14 protein-coding genes are annotated in these 16,223 nt (G+C 68.6%); 7 read left to right on the top strand and 7 right to left on the bottom strand.

Annotation, left to right across the window (positions count from 1 at the left end):
• Nucleotides 1-2: 2 nt before the first annotated feature.
• From CYFUS_RS13680 to CYFUS_RS13665, 4 genes are all read right to left on the bottom strand, one after another.
• Nucleotides 3-425, bottom strand: a complete 423-nt coding sequence (locus CYFUS_RS13680; RefSeq protein WP_095985620.1) for a hypothetical protein — start codon at nucleotides 423-425, stop codon at nucleotides 3-5.
• 25 nt (nucleotides 426-450) lie between these two features.
• Nucleotides 451-888, bottom strand: coding sequence for a tetratricopeptide repeat protein (locus CYFUS_RS13675; protein WP_095985619.1), 438 nt, complete (start codon nucleotides 886-888; stop codon nucleotides 451-453).
• Nucleotides 889-965: 77 nt separating this feature from the next.
• The gene (locus CYFUS_RS13670; protein ID WP_095985618.1) at nucleotides 966-1,538 is read right to left on the bottom strand and encodes a hypothetical protein; all 573 of its coding nucleotides are present in this window, start codon (nucleotides 1,536-1,538) and stop codon (nucleotides 966-968) included.
• A 149-nt stretch (nucleotides 1,539-1,687) separates the two neighbouring features.
• Nucleotides 1,688-1,966, bottom strand: coding sequence for a hypothetical protein (locus CYFUS_RS13665; protein ID WP_002624763.1), 279 nt, complete (start codon nucleotides 1,964-1,966; stop codon nucleotides 1,688-1,690).
• A 257-nt stretch (nucleotides 1,967-2,223) separates the two neighbouring features.
• On the opposite strand from CYFUS_RS13665, the gene CYFUS_RS13660 reads away from it, so the two are divergent.
• Together CYFUS_RS13660 and CYFUS_RS13655 are read left to right on the top strand one after the other, a co-directional pair.
• Complete coding sequence (locus CYFUS_RS13660; protein ID WP_095985617.1) at nucleotides 2,224-2,820, top strand: hypothetical protein; 597 nt, start codon at nucleotides 2,224-2,226, stop codon at nucleotides 2,818-2,820.
• A gap of 149 nt (nucleotides 2,821-2,969) precedes the next feature.
• Nucleotides 2,970-3,545: a hypothetical protein gene (locus CYFUS_RS13655; RefSeq protein WP_095985616.1), complete on the top strand. Its 576-nt coding sequence runs from the start codon at nucleotides 2,970-2,972 to the stop codon at nucleotides 3,543-3,545.
• 1 nt (nucleotide 3,546) lies between these two features.
• Here the strand turns inward: CYFUS_RS13655 and CYFUS_RS13650 are convergent, their stop codons facing one another.
• Both CYFUS_RS13650 and CYFUS_RS13645 read right to left on the bottom strand, forming a co-directional pair.
• Nucleotides 3,547-4,647 carry an EAL domain-containing protein gene (locus CYFUS_RS13650; protein WP_095985615.1) on the bottom strand — a complete coding sequence of 367 codons (1,101 nt, stop codon included), beginning with the start codon at nucleotides 4,645-4,647 and terminating at the stop codon, nucleotides 3,547-3,549.
• A 9-nt stretch (nucleotides 4,648-4,656) separates the two neighbouring features.
• On the bottom strand, nucleotides 4,657-6,102 hold the full coding sequence (locus tag CYFUS_RS13645) for an LVIVD repeat-containing protein (RefSeq protein WP_198316573.1): 1,446 nt from the start codon (nucleotides 6,100-6,102) through the stop codon (nucleotides 4,657-4,659).
• 168 nt (nucleotides 6,103-6,270) lie between these two features.
• On the opposite strand from CYFUS_RS13645, the gene CYFUS_RS13640 reads away from it, so the two are divergent.
• Nucleotides 6,271-9,750, top strand: a complete 3,480-nt coding sequence (locus CYFUS_RS13640) for a PD40 domain-containing protein (protein WP_095985613.1) — start codon at nucleotides 6,271-6,273, stop codon at nucleotides 9,748-9,750.
• 10 nt (nucleotides 9,751-9,760) lie between these two features.
• Here the strand turns inward: CYFUS_RS13640 and CYFUS_RS13635 are convergent, their stop codons facing one another.
• A complete protein-coding gene (locus CYFUS_RS13635; RefSeq protein WP_095991987.1) occupies nucleotides 9,761-10,234 on the bottom strand; it encodes a YgaP family membrane protein in 474 nt (157 codons plus the stop codon).
• A gap of 145 nt (nucleotides 10,235-10,379) precedes the next feature.
• Here CYFUS_RS13635 and CYFUS_RS13630 point away from each other — a divergent pair, with 145 nt between their 5' ends.
• From CYFUS_RS13630 to CYFUS_RS13610, 4 genes are all read left to right on the top strand, one after another.
• A complete protein-coding gene (locus CYFUS_RS13630) occupies nucleotides 10,380-11,621 on the top strand; it encodes a phospholipase D-like domain-containing protein (protein WP_232537793.1) in 1,242 nt (413 codons plus the stop codon).
• Between the two features lie 219 nt (nucleotides 11,622-11,840).
• On the top strand, nucleotides 11,841-13,577 hold the full coding sequence (locus CYFUS_RS13620; protein ID WP_232537544.1) for a CotH kinase family protein: 1,737 nt from the start codon (nucleotides 11,841-11,843) through the stop codon (nucleotides 13,575-13,577).
• 1,065 nt (nucleotides 13,578-14,642) lie between these two features.
• Nucleotides 14,643-15,455: a DUF6310 domain-containing protein gene (locus CYFUS_RS13615; protein ID WP_332468361.1), complete on the top strand. Its 813-nt coding sequence runs from the start codon at nucleotides 14,643-14,645 to the stop codon at nucleotides 15,453-15,455.
• Nucleotides 15,452-16,207 carry a DUF5953 family protein gene (locus CYFUS_RS13610; protein ID WP_095985609.1) on the top strand — a complete coding sequence of 252 codons (756 nt, stop codon included), beginning with the start codon at nucleotides 15,452-15,454 and terminating at the stop codon, nucleotides 16,205-16,207. The genes CYFUS_RS13615 and CYFUS_RS13610 overlap by 4 nt, the downstream gene beginning before the upstream one ends.
• Nucleotides 16,208-16,223 lie beyond the last annotated feature (16 nt).

Raw genomic sequence — 16,223 nt, 5'->3', positions numbered from 1 at the left:
GCTCACTCGGCCTTCGACCACAACCGCTCGAGGGCCTGATTCAGACGGGGGTCATCCTGCAGGGCATCCGCGATCTTGGTCGTCAGGGCCGATGACTTCATGTTGAGCTTCTCCTTGAGCACCTCGGCGACGAGCTTGCGCGTCGCCTCCTCCTTGCTCTTGAAGTTCCCGTTCTTGAGCTGCTTGGAGATGGCGAGTGCCTGGGCGCTGAGCGGATCCAGGGCCATGGGAGCCTGCACGTTGCTGGAGCCCACCATGCCCGAGGGGCCCACGAGCCCCGCGGTGCGGTCCACCTGACCGCCGAAGGAAGCCCCTCCGGCCTTGCCCGCGGCGGCCTTGCCCACGGCGCCCTTGGCGCTCCCGGTACTCCCGGTGCTCCCGGTTCGTCCTCGACTGCCCCCGCGTCCGACTCCACCGACCGACATCGGCATCTCCTCCTATCCGCGCAGACTAGCGCCTGGCCGAGGGCGGCGGCAGGGCCCCCGCTTCCTTGGCATCGAGGAGGCTCTGGGCCAGACGGGCCCCGTCTCCCTCGGGTTCCAACTCCATGGCGGCCTTCAACTCCTTCACGGCCTCCGGCACCTTGCCCATGAACAACAGGGCCTCGCCCACGTGGGCGCGGGGAAGCGCCGACTGGGGGGCGAGCCGCTGGGCGGCACGATAGGCCTGGAGGGCCTTGTCATGCCGTCCCTGGGCGAACTCCAGCGAGCCCATGGCCAGCTGGGGCACCTCGCTGCGGGGCATCAACACCACCGCGCCGGCGAAGACCTCACGCGCCTTGTCGAACTGGCCCATGTCGAGCCAGAGATAGCCCGCCTCGAGGAGGATCATCGCCTCGCGCCTGGCGAGCGGAATGAGGCTGCCCGAGATCTCCGAAGTCTCCGCCATGTGACGTGTGCGTCCTTTCCTGGCCCGGAAGGAGATCTCCCGGGCACTGGAACCCCGCGGCCGAGAGCGGCCGCGAACTACTTGATGTTGCCGATGGAGTTCTTGGCCGAATCGTGCCGCGTCTTGAGCACGTTGGAAATGGTGCTGAACACCTGATTCTCACGCTGCATGGCCACCTGCATGCCCAGCAGCTTCTTCTGCTCGGTGAACATGCTGGCCATCTCGCCGTTGAACTCGGTGCCCACGCCACTGCCGCCGGTGGGCACGGACACCTGGTTGCCCGCGCCGATGCTGATGTTGGCCACGGGGTTGCCAATGCCGGCCAGGCCGCCACCACCGGCCGCCACGCCGCCCCCGGCGCCCACCGTGGTGTTCAGGGAGGTGGCCCCCGAGCCGAGCGCCGCGCCGTAGTAGGGCGCCGAGCCCGAGCCGCTGCTGTTGCCAAAGGTGGTGAGCGAGGACACCGCCGCGGACACCACGGAGCCACCGGGCACCATGTTGGCCACCACGCCCACGCCACCGGCCACCGCGTTGGCGGCCGTGCCCACACCGGACTGCACGCGGGCGGCGAAGCTCGTGTCCGGCGTCACGCGCGCCGTGGTCAGGTTGGTGGACATCCGCGGCATGTTCAGGTTGCTGTCGATCTTCATGGTTCCTCTCCAGGCGGTGGAACGACCAAGGACTTGGGAGCCAGGCTCGAACACCGGGTCCGGCGCTCCCTTTCCCTGATTATCGCCGATCCGCCCGTACAGTTGCGTGGGGGTGCTCCCCCCATCTGTCATTTCCTTGGAAAATCGAGTTACTTCCGGCCCTTGGCGCGCGACTCCGCCACCAGTTGCTCGCGGGTGTCCAGCAGCACGGCCAGCAGTTCCTCGGTGCGGGAAATCGCCGCCTGGACCTTCTTGGCGTGCTCGGCCTTGGGGCCCTTGAGGTTGGCCAGCTCGTTCTTCAGCGGCGAGAAGAGCGAGCGCACCTCCTCGGCGGAGGCGGTCTCGATGAAGGCCTCGATGGCCGGAAAGGACGGCGTGGGCAGGGGCTCGGCGACGGGCGCGGGCGACTGCTTGGGAGGCGGAGGCATGCGGGACGGGGACTCCTGTCGGGGCCAGCTCCAGGCCGGCGCGATCGAAGCCCCGACGGTAGGAGAAAAGTCCCCTCCACTTCAAGCCGCCTGCCCTCCGAGCGACGTGGCGCTCCGCGTTGGAGCGCTCGCCCAGGGCTCGGGCAGGTCCGAGGCCCCGGGGCACCCTGTCCTCGGCTCCAGGCGCACCTAGCTTTTCGTGGCGGCGGGCACGTCCATGGGGGGCACGGCCACCGCCATCAACCAGGAGGGATGTCATGACGAAGAAGATCGTGGGTCTGTTCGCGACCGTGGCGATGCTCGGCTCGGGGGTGGCCCTCGCCGGTGGAGACAAGCAGCACAAGCAGCAGACGCAGACCCAGAGCAGCCAGCCGATGGGACAGGACGCCTACGGTGGCGCGGGCGCCCAGCAGGACCTGCAACACGAACAACAGCAGGGACAGAAGCAGGCGGGCACCTCCGCCAACCAGATGCTCGGCGAGAAGCAGATCTCCGGCACGGTGATCAAGAGCAGCGGGGACGAGCTGAAGCTGCGCACCGAGAACGGCGTCATCGCCGTGAAGGTCAACAAGCAGACCCAGTTCCAGGACGTCTCCGTCAAGCGCATCAAGGACCTCAAGGAAGGCCAGCAGGTGCGCACCAGCTTCACCGTGGAGAAGGACAGCAACGTCGCCAAGAGCATCTCGCTCGACAGCGGCATGGGCGGCAGCGGCCTCGACGTCGACCCCGGCATCAACCAGGGCCTGGACAACTCGGGCCATCACCAGACCGACAACCAGGACCTCCACCCGGGCATGAACCCGGGCCTCGACAACACCGGCGGCGTCGACCACTCCGGTGACAAGACCTACTAAGTGGAGCGCCCGTGAACGACGCTCGCGGTGCCCACGGACGCCGCGAGCGTCTCGCGTTCCCGCCTGGCCGCCCGCCCGGGAGGCCATGGCGCGGGGGGCTCCCCGCCCCTTCCGTCCCCACCCCTCCAGGAATGGACAGGTTCAACGCCATGAACGGATTGATCGCACTCTCCCTCTCCTGGCTGCTCGGCCAGACGGCGCCCGCCACCGAACCCACCGAGGAGGAAGCCACGAGCGCCTTGCAGGCCGCCCAACTGGACGAGCTGCGCGCGCGACTGGAGCTGCTCCAGATCCAGGACGAGGAGCGCACCCAGCAGACCCAGGCACGCCTGGACACGCTCGAGCAGGAGCGCGTCGGGGAACAGGCGGCACGCCAGCAGGCCGAGCAACTGCGGCAGCAGGGCCTGGAGAGCCTGGCGCGGGGTCAGGAGTGGCTCGCCACCCTGGATCGACTCCTCGAGGCGGGGGAGGATCCCATCGGTCCGGCCGTCGTCTCCGCCCAGCGCGAGCTGTCCGATGCGCTCGCCAGCACCGCGGACATCGGCCGGGGCGAGAGCGCCCGGCTCATCCAGAGCGTGCTCCAGCGGCTCGGCACGCTCGAGGACTCCGTCGCGCAGCGCAATCCCGACGCGGCGCGACTCCAGCTCTTCTTCGCCGGCGACGAGCTACGAGCGGCCTGGAGGATGAACCTCGACCAGACGCGGCTGCCCGCGCTCGAGCCCTGACTCAATCCCCGAAGTGGGGGGTGATGGACACGGGCGGGCTCGCCGGCCTGGCGATGAGGTAGCCCTGCACGAAGTCCACCCCGTGCGCGCGCACCCACCGCAGCTCCTCGGGCGTCTCGATGCCCTCGGCCACCGTGAGGATGCCGAGCTGCTGCGCGAGTTCCAGCAGCTTGCGCGTGATGGAGGCCTTGTAGGGATCCTGGTGGATGCCCCGGATGAGCTCCATGTCCAGCTTCATGATGTCCGGACGCAGCTGGTGGATGAGGTTGAGCGACGAGTAGCCCGCCCCCAGGTCATCCAGCGCCACCCGGAAGCCCGTGCGCCGGTAATAGGCGATGAGCGACTTGAGGTGGTTGGCGTTGGGCGTGTGGTCCGACTCGATGATCTCGAACACCACGTCGCTCGGCGCGATGCCCAGATCGTTGATGGCGGCCACCGTCGAGCGCAGGCAGTACTCCGGATCGTAGATGGCCGTGGGCGTGAAGTTGATGAACAGCGGCACCTTGAGCCCCAGCCGGGACGCCTCGCGCACCGCCGACAGACGCGCCGCCAGGTCCAACTGGAAGAGCAGGTCCGCGTCGCGCGCCAGCGTCAGCATCTTGCCCGGGAACACCAGCGCCCCGTCCGGCTCGAAGCCGCGCATCAGCGCCTCGTAGGCGAACACGCGCCGCGTGTCCTTGGCGTCCACGATGGGCTGGTAGTGGCTGGTGATGCGCTTCTCGGCCAGCATGTCCACCAGCCACCCCGAGCGCGCCATGGTGACCAGCTGCGGCAGCGAGCCCACCCGCGGAAAGTCCCGCAGGCCCGGCTCCGCGTCGCCCAGCACGAAGAGCACGCGCGTGGCGCGCGACTCCTCGTCCGTCAACGCGCCCAGCACGTCCGCCGCGAACGTCCCCAGCTGCGAGCCCTCCAACCGCACCGTCACGCACTGCTCTTGCGGCAGCGGCTGGAAGTCCCGGCCGGACTCGCCCAGCACGCGCACCAGTTTGCCGTAGCTGTGGCCCAGCGGGAGCCAGAGGAAGAGGCGGCCCGATCCCTCCAGCTCCTGCTTCTGAGGAAGAGACTGGCACCGCTCACACGACTTCAATACGGTCTGGCTCATGTGCCTCACTCACTGCTCCCGCAGGACGAGCAACCCACGTGACGTTTCCGCGGCGTAGAGGTAACCGTCTCCGGGTACCTTCACCGCATTCAACCCATCGACGAACGCCCGTCCCCGGCCTGGATCCGACTCCCGCCACGTATTGTAGTAGGCTTGCTGCCTCGGTGTACTGGGGTTGGAGACATCCAGGATGCGCAGGCCGTCCTGCGCATAGGCCACGTACAGCCGGGTCCCCACCAGTGTCATCGCACTCACAGTGGACTGGGGTCGCGTCTGGAATTGTCCCACCTGGGTGATGTGCTGGGCATCCGTCACGTTCAGCACGCGCACCTGCGAGCCCCAGCCCTCACTGGCCTCGAAGGCAATGGTCTGCCCCTCGATGAGACCGGCCGCCACCGGACGGCTGGTGGCCTTGTCGTACTGGAAGCGCCCCAGGGTGACCGGGGCGTTCGGGTTGGACACGTCCGCCACCGCGAACCCATACCGCCAGTGACCCATGTAGAGCCGGTTGCCCGTCACCACGCCCTCGACCGGAAGCTCGCCCTGGTTGATGAGGCTGTCCTCCACGAAGTAGCGCTTCATCAGCAGGGGCTTGGTCGGATCCTGCTGGAGGTCGAAGATGAGGACCTCGGCCCGGGGGGAGGGAGACATCACGTAGAGCCGCGCCTGGTCCTCGTACAGCCCCCAGGCCTCGACCGGAGCGTCCGCCGGCAACGCCGACAGCCGCTTGGGCAGCGCCGGGTTGCTGACGTCGTAGACGAGCAGACCCTGGGCGGCGCTCGCGATGTAGAGCGTCTGGCCCTTCACCCACGCCCGCCGCCAGACGTCCTTCGTGGGCGTCACCTCCGCGACCTTCTGGGGCGCCGACGGGTTGCTCACATCGAAGACGAAGAGGCCGTCCGCATGCGCCGTCACGTAGGCGTATCCCCCCGACACGAAGACATCCGACGCCACCGCGCCCCGCGGCAGGGGCACCTCCGCCACCAGCTCCACCCCCGAGGCCTCGTCCTCACCCGCCACCCGCTGCACCCGCACCGCCTCGAAGGTGCCCTTGAGGTCCGCCGAACCGTTGACACACCGACGAAAATCGCCCGTCACGCGCGTGGCCGTCGGCGCCTGGCAGGCGGAGAGCGCCAGCCGCAGCGGCACGGAGGAATCCGTGTACTCGCTCGACAGGAAGAACGGGCCGCCCTCCTCGGGGCGCTCCTTGAGCGGGGTGTTGAAGATCAACGGGCCCTCGGACAGCAGACGCAGCGCCCCGGGCGTGTCCAGCCCGTCCAGCGTCACGTTCGCCTGCCAGATGCCCTCGGCCTTGACAGCGCTCACCGCCGGGACATCACACGCCGAGCGGTCGAAATCCTCGGACGCGCACCCCAGGGTCTCCGGCTCCGTATTGGCACAGCCCATCCACACGGGGAACAAGGTCCCTGCCATGGCCACCAGTAAACGGTTCATGAACTTCTCCATACCGGGCGCACGCTCCGGACAAAAGCCCCCCGCCCCCCGCCTGGGACGTAAGACGCTGAGCAGTCGCGCGGAAGCGCTCGGTTGGCCACTCGTCTCCATGGGATAGGTTGCTAGCTTGCCTCCGTCCCCCGTCTCCCCACCCGGGAGGTCGCCCTCTTGAATCGACGCATCCCCATCGCCGCCCTGCTCTGCGTGCTCCTCTCCGAGGCGGCGCTCGCCCAGGTCTACGTCATCCCTCGCCGGGCGTACCGCTCGCCCGTCCACACCTACGAGTTCGACTGGAAGCACCTGGACATCCTCGTCGGGCCCAACGCCGAGGGGGTGGCGCCCCCCGCGGCCCACCGGGCCCACCAGCAGGCCCCCGGCGCCCCGGGCGGACCCCTGCCCACCGCGCCCACCGTCCCCCGGACCAATACGGGCGACAACCCGGCGGGCAACTCCGCCCAGGAGCTCCTCCCCGAGGGCGCCGGGTCCACCCGCTCCGGTGACCCCGGCACCGCGGGCGCGTCCACCGAGGATGGGGGAACCCGCCTCGACCCGGGCCCGCTCTCCGTGCCCATCTTCCTGCCGAGCGCGGATGGAGGCACCACCGACGCCGGCTCCGCCTATGCCCGGTCGCTCGGGGACAAGAGCGGCGGCGTGCGCTTCTACTTCTACGAGAACGAACGGGAGGTGGCCCAGTACGCCGCGCCCCAGCTCGAGGACGCCTACCGCTACCTCGTCGGCCGCTTCAAGTTCGTCCCCACCCAGACCTTCCCCTACATCCTCTACAGCTCCTACCAGGAGTTCCTCCAGACCAACATCACCCCCGTCTCCGAGGGCACGCTGGGCGTCACCAGCACCCAGGGCAACCTGGAGCTGACCCTGCCCTACCTGGGAGACCACCGGCAGTTCGGGGAGATCAGCTCCCACGAGATGGCCCACCAGTTCACCATCCAGAAGGTCCGCTTCCTGGCGGACCGGGAGAAGGTCGGCGGGGATCCGCTCAACGGCATGCCCCTGTGGTTCATCGAGGGGCTCGCCGAGTTCTACGCCAAGGGCGGCCTGGACCCCGAGGGCGAGATGATGGTGCGCGACCTGCTCGTCAACCCGGACCTGGCGCGCGGCTACGCCTTCCTCGACTTCTGGTCCCCCGGGCCCTACGGCTTCCTGTGGATCTACAAGGTGGGTCAGGCGCGCTGCCAGTTCCTCGAGGACACCTACGGCGAGGGCTTCATCCAGAAGGTGCTCGACAACTCGCCCAAGCTCATCTCCGGCACGGACAAGGTGCCCCACCTCGAGTTCGACGGGCTCCTGGAGCTGCTCACCGGGGACGCGCCCCAGACGATCGCCGCGCGCTTCGAGGACTGGCTCAAGCAGCGCTCCTACCGCGCCTACCTCAAGTCCGAACAGAACACGCCCGGGGTGGAGCTGCTGCGCGAGCGCCGCGGCATCGTCACCGCGCTCAACAGCCGGCCGGATGGGCGCGTCCTCATGTACCGCAGCATCATCCCGGAGACGGGCGAGAGCCAGCTCATCCTCGTGGACCCCCGCGCGCCCGAGGACACCCGCAAGGTGCAGGGCGATGGAGTGCCGGGCTACGAGTCACTCCACCCCGTCTTCGGCCGCAACTTCGCCCTCTCCGATGACCGGCTCGCCTTCGTGGCCGAGGCGCTCGCGCGCGACATCCTCTACGTCCAGCGCTACACGCACTCCATCAAGGCCGCCACCCGCGACGGCACCGCGGCCCCGCCCACCCGCAACGCCTACATCAACAACCCCACCGGGCTGTACAAGGAAGCCCCCTACGAGGTGGACTTCGAGCTGGGCGAGCGCGTGGCCTGGCCGCTCGAGCGCCACGGCCTCATCGCCGCCCACTCTCCGGCCTTCTCGCCGGATGGCAAGCAGCTCGCCTTCATCGGCCTGAACGAGCGCGGCACGCGCGACGTGTACGTGCTGCCGCTCGACCAGGGCCCCGACGCGAAACCCCAGCAGATCACCCACGACGTCTACGCCGAGCGCAGCCTCACCTGGGGCGCGGCGGGCATCGTCTACACCTCGGACGCCACCTCGCACGGCTACTACAACCTCTTCCGGATCAAACCCGAGAACGGCAACCCACCGGAGCGGCTCACCACCGAGGCGCGCGACCACGCGGACCCCACCGTGCTGCCCAACGGCCGCCTGTTCTTCGTGGCATATGACCAGAGCCACTCGGACCTGCACGAGTACACCGGCGGGGGCTCCATCGTGCGCAGGACCGACGTGGCCACCGGCCTCTTCGAGCCCAGCCCCGCGCCGGACGGCAACCTGTGGACGCTCTTCCACCTGTCCGGAGAGCGCAAACCCGCCCTGATGCGCGCCCAGCAGCTCCTGAGCATCCCCGTGCCCGCGGGCTCACAGGACCGCACCACCCCGCCCAGCCCCCTGCCCCAGCGCGCGCTCGAGGGCGCCGAGAGCTACAACCCCTTCGCCTGGAAGAACATCGACCTGGGGCCCATCCTCGGCTTCGCGGGCGGCGGCGGCGGCGGCTTCTACGGCCAGGTGGCCGCCTCGGCCATGGACCGGCTGCGCAACCACGCCCTGCTCCTGCAGGTGGCCGTGTACGGCTCCTTCGATCTGACCGATGGCATCCTGCTCTACGTCGACCAGTCGCGGCGCACCACCTGGGGCGGCGGCCTCTTCCAGTCGCTGCGCTTCCGCGTGGACCGCTCGCTCGTGCAGGCCGCCCAGGGGCAGATCCCCCTGAGCTACCTCATCTCCGGCGAGCGCTTCTTCGGCGCCACGGGCCTGGCGCGCTACCCACTGAGCACCTTCACCTTCCTCGAGGCCAACCTCAACATCGGCGGCGCCTCGTACTTCCTCGATCCCTCCACCGCCTTCATCCTCAACCTGCAGGAGCTCAACGGCGTGGGGGACCTCTACAGCCAGTGGAAACAGAGCCAACCCGGCCTGCGCTTCCAGACGGAGGTGTCCGGCGCCTTCGGCTACAACACCCTGCACTACCACTACACGGGCGTGCCCACCTCGGGCACCTCGTTCCTGGCGGAAGTCACCGCCGGCGTGCAGCCCTTCCACGGCGAGTTCTTCGGCAACGTGCGCCTGGACGCCGAGCGCTACTTCCCCATCCCCCTGGGCAGCACCCACTTCATGCTGCGCGGCGGCGCGGGCACGAGCTTCGGTGGACGCTTCGCCCGCTCCTACTACCTCTCCAGCTTCGACACCCTGCGCGGCGTGCCCTTCGGCGACACGAACTGGCTGCTCGGCCAGCACTACCTCTACTCCACGCTGGAGCTGCGCGTGCCGCTCGACGCCATCATCCGCATCGCCTTCCTCAACAGCATCATGGGCGTGGCGGGCTTCGACCTGGGTGGCGTGGGCGGCTCGCTGCGCGACATGTTCGACCGCCGCGTGCTCGACGCCGCCGTGGGCATCAACGTGGGCCTGGGCCCCATCCTGCTGCGCCTGCACTTCGCCTACCCGTTCGACACCAAGGCCGCCGCGGGCCGGCCGGACACCAAATGGGTGACGCAGTTCTCCATCGGGCTGGCCGGACTCGAGGGCTACATGTTCAAGCAGCGCGGCGGCACGAGGCAGACCAAACAGGGCCCCGCGCCGCCCGTGAGCCTCAACGCGATGCGCGGAGGCGTGCGCTGACCACAAGCGCTCAGTCGGACTGGGCGGCCACCAGCGCGGCGTTGGCCCGCGCCAGGGGGCCGCCCTCGTGCGGAATCCGCATGAAGTCTCCCCGGAGCGCCTTGAGGGCGAACTTCTCCAGGTCGATCTCCCTCCGGGTGCGCACCCCCAGCCGGCGCGCGAGCAGCGACAGGGGACCGAAGCCGAACACCCCCTGCTGCAACAGCAGCCCCGACGCCACCGCGCCCACCACCCGCCACCCCCCACCGCGCGGTGGTGCCATCACCCACCCCAGGAGCGACACCGCCGACGCGGCCACCATCACCACCCGGTTCAGGTCCCACTCCTTCTCCAGCCCCTCCAGATAGCGGCTGATGACCGAGTGGTCCGTCTGCTCCGCCATGTGCCGCACGCATCGCTCCACCTGGGCGTCGATGCGGCTGTTCACCTCTCGCGGCGCGTGCGCGCGCACGGCGTCGGCCGAATTCTGGTTCCAGGATTCCATCGTGCCTCCAGCAGCAGTGGGTAGGCGCTACCCCTCGAAGGTAGAGATGGGTGCGCCCGCGGGTCATACCCAGCCGACCCCCAGCGCTCGCACGACTCCCCTCCACCCCTGCGCAGTCCGTCCCCGGATGCCTAGCTTGGGCCGCGTGAATACCCTCTCGCGCCTCTTGATCGCCTGCCTGTGGTGCGGCACGGCGTGCGTCCGCCGGGACTTCCCGGAGCAGCTCCGCGTCCGCGACCACGTGCCCAGTTCCGGGCCCGAGCTGTCCCTCGCCCTCTACCAGTCCGTGGGCATCGGCCTGCGGCCCGGCCATGGGGTGGAGCTCGTCCAGGACGAGCGCATCCTCGACACTCTCGAGGAGGAAATCCGCGAGGCGCGCGAGTCCATCCACCTGCTGTTGTCCCGGTGGGAGCCCGGCGACGCCTCACGGCGGCTCGTCCAGGCGCTCGCCGCGCGCCGGCCGGAGGTGGAGTGCCGCATCCTCGTGGACCCCCTCCAGAGCCCGGCCTTCAAGGACCAGGTGGAGTCCCAACTGGTGCGCGCGGGCTGCGAGGTGCGTGCCTTCCGGCCCTTCATCGGCCAGGAGGTGGTGTTCGCCGACTCGCGGCTGGAGGCGCGCAACCACCGGCAGCTCGTCATCCGGGACGGCCGGGGCGGCCTCACCGGCGGTTTCGGCGCCGTGGCCCCTCGCGGCGGCACCCGCGACACCTATGTCCACGTCGAGGGCCCCGCCGTGCGCCAGTTGCAGCAGTCCTTCGCCCGGGACTGGCTCGAGGCCGGCGGCGGGCTGCTGCCCGAGTCCGCCTTTCCTCCGCTCGACTCCCAGGGCGAGGCGCGCGCCGGCTTCATCGCGAGCACCGGCTCGCCCTCGCTGAGCCACTCCGAGCGCATGGTGCAGGTGCTGCTCGCCTCCGCCCAGCACCGCCTGTGGCTCACCAACGCGTGCTTCGTGCCCACCCCCGCCACCGTGGACACGCTCATCCACAAGGCCAAGAGCGGCGTGGACGTGCGCATCCTCGTGCCCGGACTCGAGGGCGCGGACACCACCGCCCGCGTGCTCGCCGCGCAGCGCTCCTCCTACGAGCGGCTGCTGGAGAACGGGGTGCGCCTGTGGGAGTACCAACGCGCTCCCCTGGAGTCGCGCACCATGCTCGTGGACGACCACCTCGTGGCCGTGGGCACCACCAACCTCCAAGCCCACGCAAGCGCCCTGCTCGAGGAAGGCGCGCTCGTCGTCGAGGACGGGCCCCTGGCCCACTCGCTCGCCACCAGCTTCGAGCAGGACCTGACCCACGCGGTGGAAATCCGCAAGGAGCAGTGGCGCGAACGCGGTTGGTTCCAGCGCTTCACCTACCGGCTCCCCTCCTCGGCCGCGGGCTGCCGCTGACCCCTGGACAAGAATCCCAGCGCCCTGTCGGGAGAAATTCAGTTCTCCTCGGGCAAGGCCTTTTCCCATGTCCGGGTCCGCGACGTCTGCCATTGGACGGTGCGCGCCTTCACCACCCGGCATCCGTCTTGCTCAAGCAACGCGTTCATGAAAATCGCGCGTCTTTTCTGTCTGGTCACGGTCTCCGTGTCCTCCGCGTGCGGCCCTGGGAGGGGGCCGATGCCCGTGGTGAACGGCCGTCCTTCCCTCCAGGTGCCCTCACCCACGCCAGGAAGTCCGCCACCGAGCGAGCAACCCCCTCCTCCCTCCACCGGCGAGCCCCCCACGGAGTCTCCGCCTCCGTCGACGGACAAACCTCCGCCCGTCCCCGACGAGCAGCGCCCCTTCGTCCTGCCCGCCGTGCAGAAGAGCGTGCAAGCGTATGAGCTCATCTTCCCACCCGGCGTGATGGAGATGTTCTACGCGGACAAGGACACGCCCGAGCAGGACGCCATCTTCCGCTACCAGGGCGTCGACTACCCGGTGAAGGCACGCCTGCGGGGCGCCTCCGCACGCGACTTCCCCAAGAAGAGCTGGAACGTGAGCTTCGAGAAGGACTCGCCCTTCGAGGGGCGCACCTCGCTCAACCTCGTGGCCGGCTACTCGGACGCGTCGATGCTGGCGGAGAAGATCGCCTTCGATCTGCTGGCCGCCATGCGGGTGCCCGCCGCGAAGGTGAAGTTCGTCCGGCTGAGCCTCAACGGAAAGCCCGAGGGCGTCTTCCTGGACATCGAGCAGATCAACAAGTCCTTCCTGAGCGCCCATGACTTCGCGGACAAGGACGCCTCCATCTACCGCGCCGGCTGGAAGGACACCGAGTTCAAGCCGCGCTCCTGGAAGGTGCCCTATCAGGGAGACTGGCTGAAGAAGACCAACGAGAAGAAGGAAGGCCACGAGGCCCTGGACCAGGTGCTCGCCGTCATCAACCGCACCCCCGAGCCCGAGCTGCCCCAGGCGCTCGCGCGCGCCATGGACCTGGAGGGCTACGTGCGCTCCATGGTCATGGACGCGCTGATGGCCAACAACTACATCGAGGACTCGGAGAGCTACTTCATCTACGACCATGTGACGAAGCGCTGGGTCTACGCCGCGTGGGATCTCAACAACGTGGACGCGCGCTGGTGGTACCAGATGGCACGCGGCCCGGACCTGGTGCCCATCTACGATCAGCCGCTCTACTCCTTCACCCTGGGCAACCCCGAGGTGGCCAATCGCTACCGCGCTCGCAAGGGCATCCACCCGGGCTACCTGCCCGTCTTCTCCAACCTGGCCACCCGCATCGTGATGAACCCCGAGCTGCGCTCTCGCCTGGAGGCCCGCCTGGACAAGGCCCTGCGCGAACTCTTCACCATGGAGGTCATGGGGCCCTACATCGACCAGTTGCACGAGGTCATCGCGCCGTACATGGCCCTGGATCCCTATATGGACCACGCCAAGTTCGAGGAAGGCGATGAGTTCATCAAGGAGTTCGTCCGGCTGCGGCGCGCGTTCATCCTGAAGGAACTCGAGCGCATGGAGGCCCACGAGCCTGGCGTGGTGCTGGAGGCGCTGGACACGAAGGCCGGCTGGGTCGAGCTGCGCAACCGAGGCACCACGCCCGTGAATCTGGCTGGACAGGTGCTGACCACGAACCTGCGGCGCAACATCCCCGCCCTGCTCCAGGCCGAGCCCACGGCGGCTCCTCGCGAGCAGGCCGGCAAACGCGTGGGCACCGTGCTCGCGGCGAGGACGCTGGCCCCCGGGGCTCGCATGCGGCTGACCGCCGCCGAGCTGGGGCTCACCTTCTCACCCGAGGGGGAACTCGGCCTCTTCGACGGCCAGTCCGTGTCAGGCCTGAAGGACGCGCTCTTCTACGGCAAGCTCCCGGACGGCCAGCACTACGAGCGCGCCGAGGATGGAGCCTGGAAGACGCGCTGAGGACCCCGGGGAGTTCCCGCTCGTGCCTCAAAGCACGGGCGGGAGGACACCTCGCGGCAAGGTGTCCTCACGGCCCGCGCGCACGAGCGCACCGCCTCCCACGATGAGCAGGACAGAGCAGGCTCGGCTCAGAGCGGCGAGCAACCTCTACTGGAAGCGGCGGGAATCGAAGCCGCTAACGGCGGATCCGCCTTCCCTCGGGATCAGAGGCCCACCTCCGTTTTCCCTCTGAAAATGGGGTGCCCATCTGTCCGGGCGAGTCCATGCGCGTCCGTCCGATTTGGTCCCCTTGGACCCCTCACTGGGCGAGAGTGGCGAGCCCTTCAGCCCTGAATCCATCTTCTGGCGACGATACTCGAGCCTACTACCACCAGCCCCGAGGCTCCCACCAGCCCGAAGTGCCTGCCAGGCCCCCGGCGGCCCCCACCGAGCCCAAGGTGCCCGCCGTGGACGCCGTCGTGCCATGGCGACCCCCACCGCTCCGAGCCTCACATGCCGGGCCCCGGACACTGGCGCCGTTGCTGCCCTCCACACTGGCCCGGGGTTGTTGCCATGCTCGTTACGTCCTTGACCGCGTTTCGGCTGTTGTGAGCTGGGGCGCCTGCTCACTCCTGTTGCGGAAGACGCTTCGTGACTTCCAGGACGGGGAGCTGTCAGCACCCGCCCCCGACCCAGGGAGGCGGGGCGCTGAAACCTCGTGCCCTGGAGCCCGCACCGTGCCCGAGCATGGGATGTCGGTTGCATTGGCGCTCGCCCCTGGCCCGAACTGCGGCTGCCGTGTGCCGCTCTCCGCTCGTGCTCGTTCGTTGCTGTCGGAGCGCGCTGGCATGCTGCGAACGGCCCCACCAGGACTCGCCAGGTCCTGAATGTATTGGAGGACGTCGACATGCGTTTCCGAGCGTGCATCGCCCTGCTGCTCTACGTCTCAGCCTGCGCTACGTCAGCGCCGAGCCCCCGAGAGTCAGCGGCCCGAGACCCGAGGCTCGCCAACCTCCAGCGAGCGGCGACGCTGCCCTGGACGGACGGGGGCGGTGCGCCGTTCAGGAGGCTTCCGAGCCCTGGCCCGTGCTGGCGGAGCGGTGCTATCACGCCCTCGACCATGACCGGATCGAGTTTCACGACCCCACGGGAAGATGCGCGATTGCCTCTGCGGGTGCCGCTGCCATGGGACTCGGGGTCGGGGTCTGCGTGCTGGCGGCACCTGAGATCATCGTGGGAGCGGTAGTTGTGGCGGGCGTTGTGGTGGTGGGCTTCGCCATCAAAGAAGCGTTGGATACTTACGCGGAGAAGAGGGGCCGTCCCCAGGTTCGGCCACCGCCTACGCTGCCGGAGACGCGGCCGGTGCCGGAAGCGCGGCCCGTGCCTGTAACGCGCCCCGTGCCAGAAGTGAAGCCCGTGCCTGTAACGAAGCCTGCCCCGCCGAAGCCCTCGCCGAAAAAAAGGCCCAAGCCGGAGCCAACAGGGCCGGATTTCCCTCCTCTGGAGCCACCCGAAGTCACGGAGCGAGATCGCCCCAGGTGCGAACCCATCCCGGAACCGCACGCGGGCAAGGATGACGCGCATAACAAGTGCGCCGATCAGTTTCCGCCTAACCGCTATCCCGGAATGGATGTGCTCGTGGGCGGCGTGAGCTTCGATGCGCTGCAAGTCGGCGTGCGTGTGCTGTGGGAAATCAAGACCCATCAATTCGACACGTATCCTGACTATATCCGGGATCGGGAGATTGAGAAGGAGTTGGAGCAAATAGAAAAGGAGCGAAAAGCTGCGGCGGCGTGTGGATATGACTTCATCATTGGGGTGAGCACCCAAGCGCACAAAGAAGCGCTGCTCGCTGTTGTTCCCTCCCTCAGGATCGTCGTCACGGGATGCAAACGATGACCACCCAAAATCGCCTCGTTCTGACCGTCTACGCGCCTGCGCTCGTGGGTGACGACAAACGCACACTCGCTGCCGTTCATGGGATGGAAAAGGCGCTCCCCGGCTTGCGTCTAGAGTGGCGAGTTACCGGGGGGCGACGGCTTGCTGCGTTGCCACAGCGCGACGCGTGGCTCGTAGAAAAGATTAAGGACGGGGGCTTCCCTCTTGTGTGCAACGGGGACGAGAGTTACCCCGTGACGGTTATGGGGAGGGGAAGCTCGGGACTCTTCAGCCCTGGCGGTCAGGCCCTGTTTGAAGTCCATGCGAAGTTGCCGCTAGATGCGGCGGTTATCGCGGCAGCGGCGGAGATGCTGGAGCGCGTAGCGGAGGGCACACACGCGTTCTGGGGGCGTGCGACGCCACACGACGCCGCGGTGGACATTGCGTATCAGACAGCACCCACGCTGGAAGGGCCGCCGTCCCCACGCCGGGGGCTGCCCGCCCTGAAGCTCTTCGAGCACATCCGCTCGCCCGAGATTCCCTATTACCTCGGATGGCTGAACTACTGGTCTGCCGCTGCCGCGAAGGCCATCGGATTCCCGGATCCTGCTCGCGATGCCGAGCTGCTCACGCGGGCTCGGCGCACGGCATCGGGAGGGTGGGTTGTGCAGCTCACCGATGCGCCGCTCGACCTGGACAACCCTACCCACCTGGACGCGCTCCTGCGGGCTTATGAGCGCTTCCCGGTGATCGGCGGGCGCGCAGCCCCTTGAGGCCGGCACGGCTCGC

The sequence above is a fragment of the Cystobacter fuscus genome (assembly GCF_002305875.1).
In the GTDB taxonomy this organism is placed as follows: Bacteria; Myxococcota; Myxococcia; order Myxococcales; family Myxococcaceae; genus Cystobacter; species Cystobacter fuscus_A.
The sequence above is the reverse complement of the archived record's forward strand: the minus strand, read 5'-3'. Positions and strand labels throughout refer to the sequence as shown.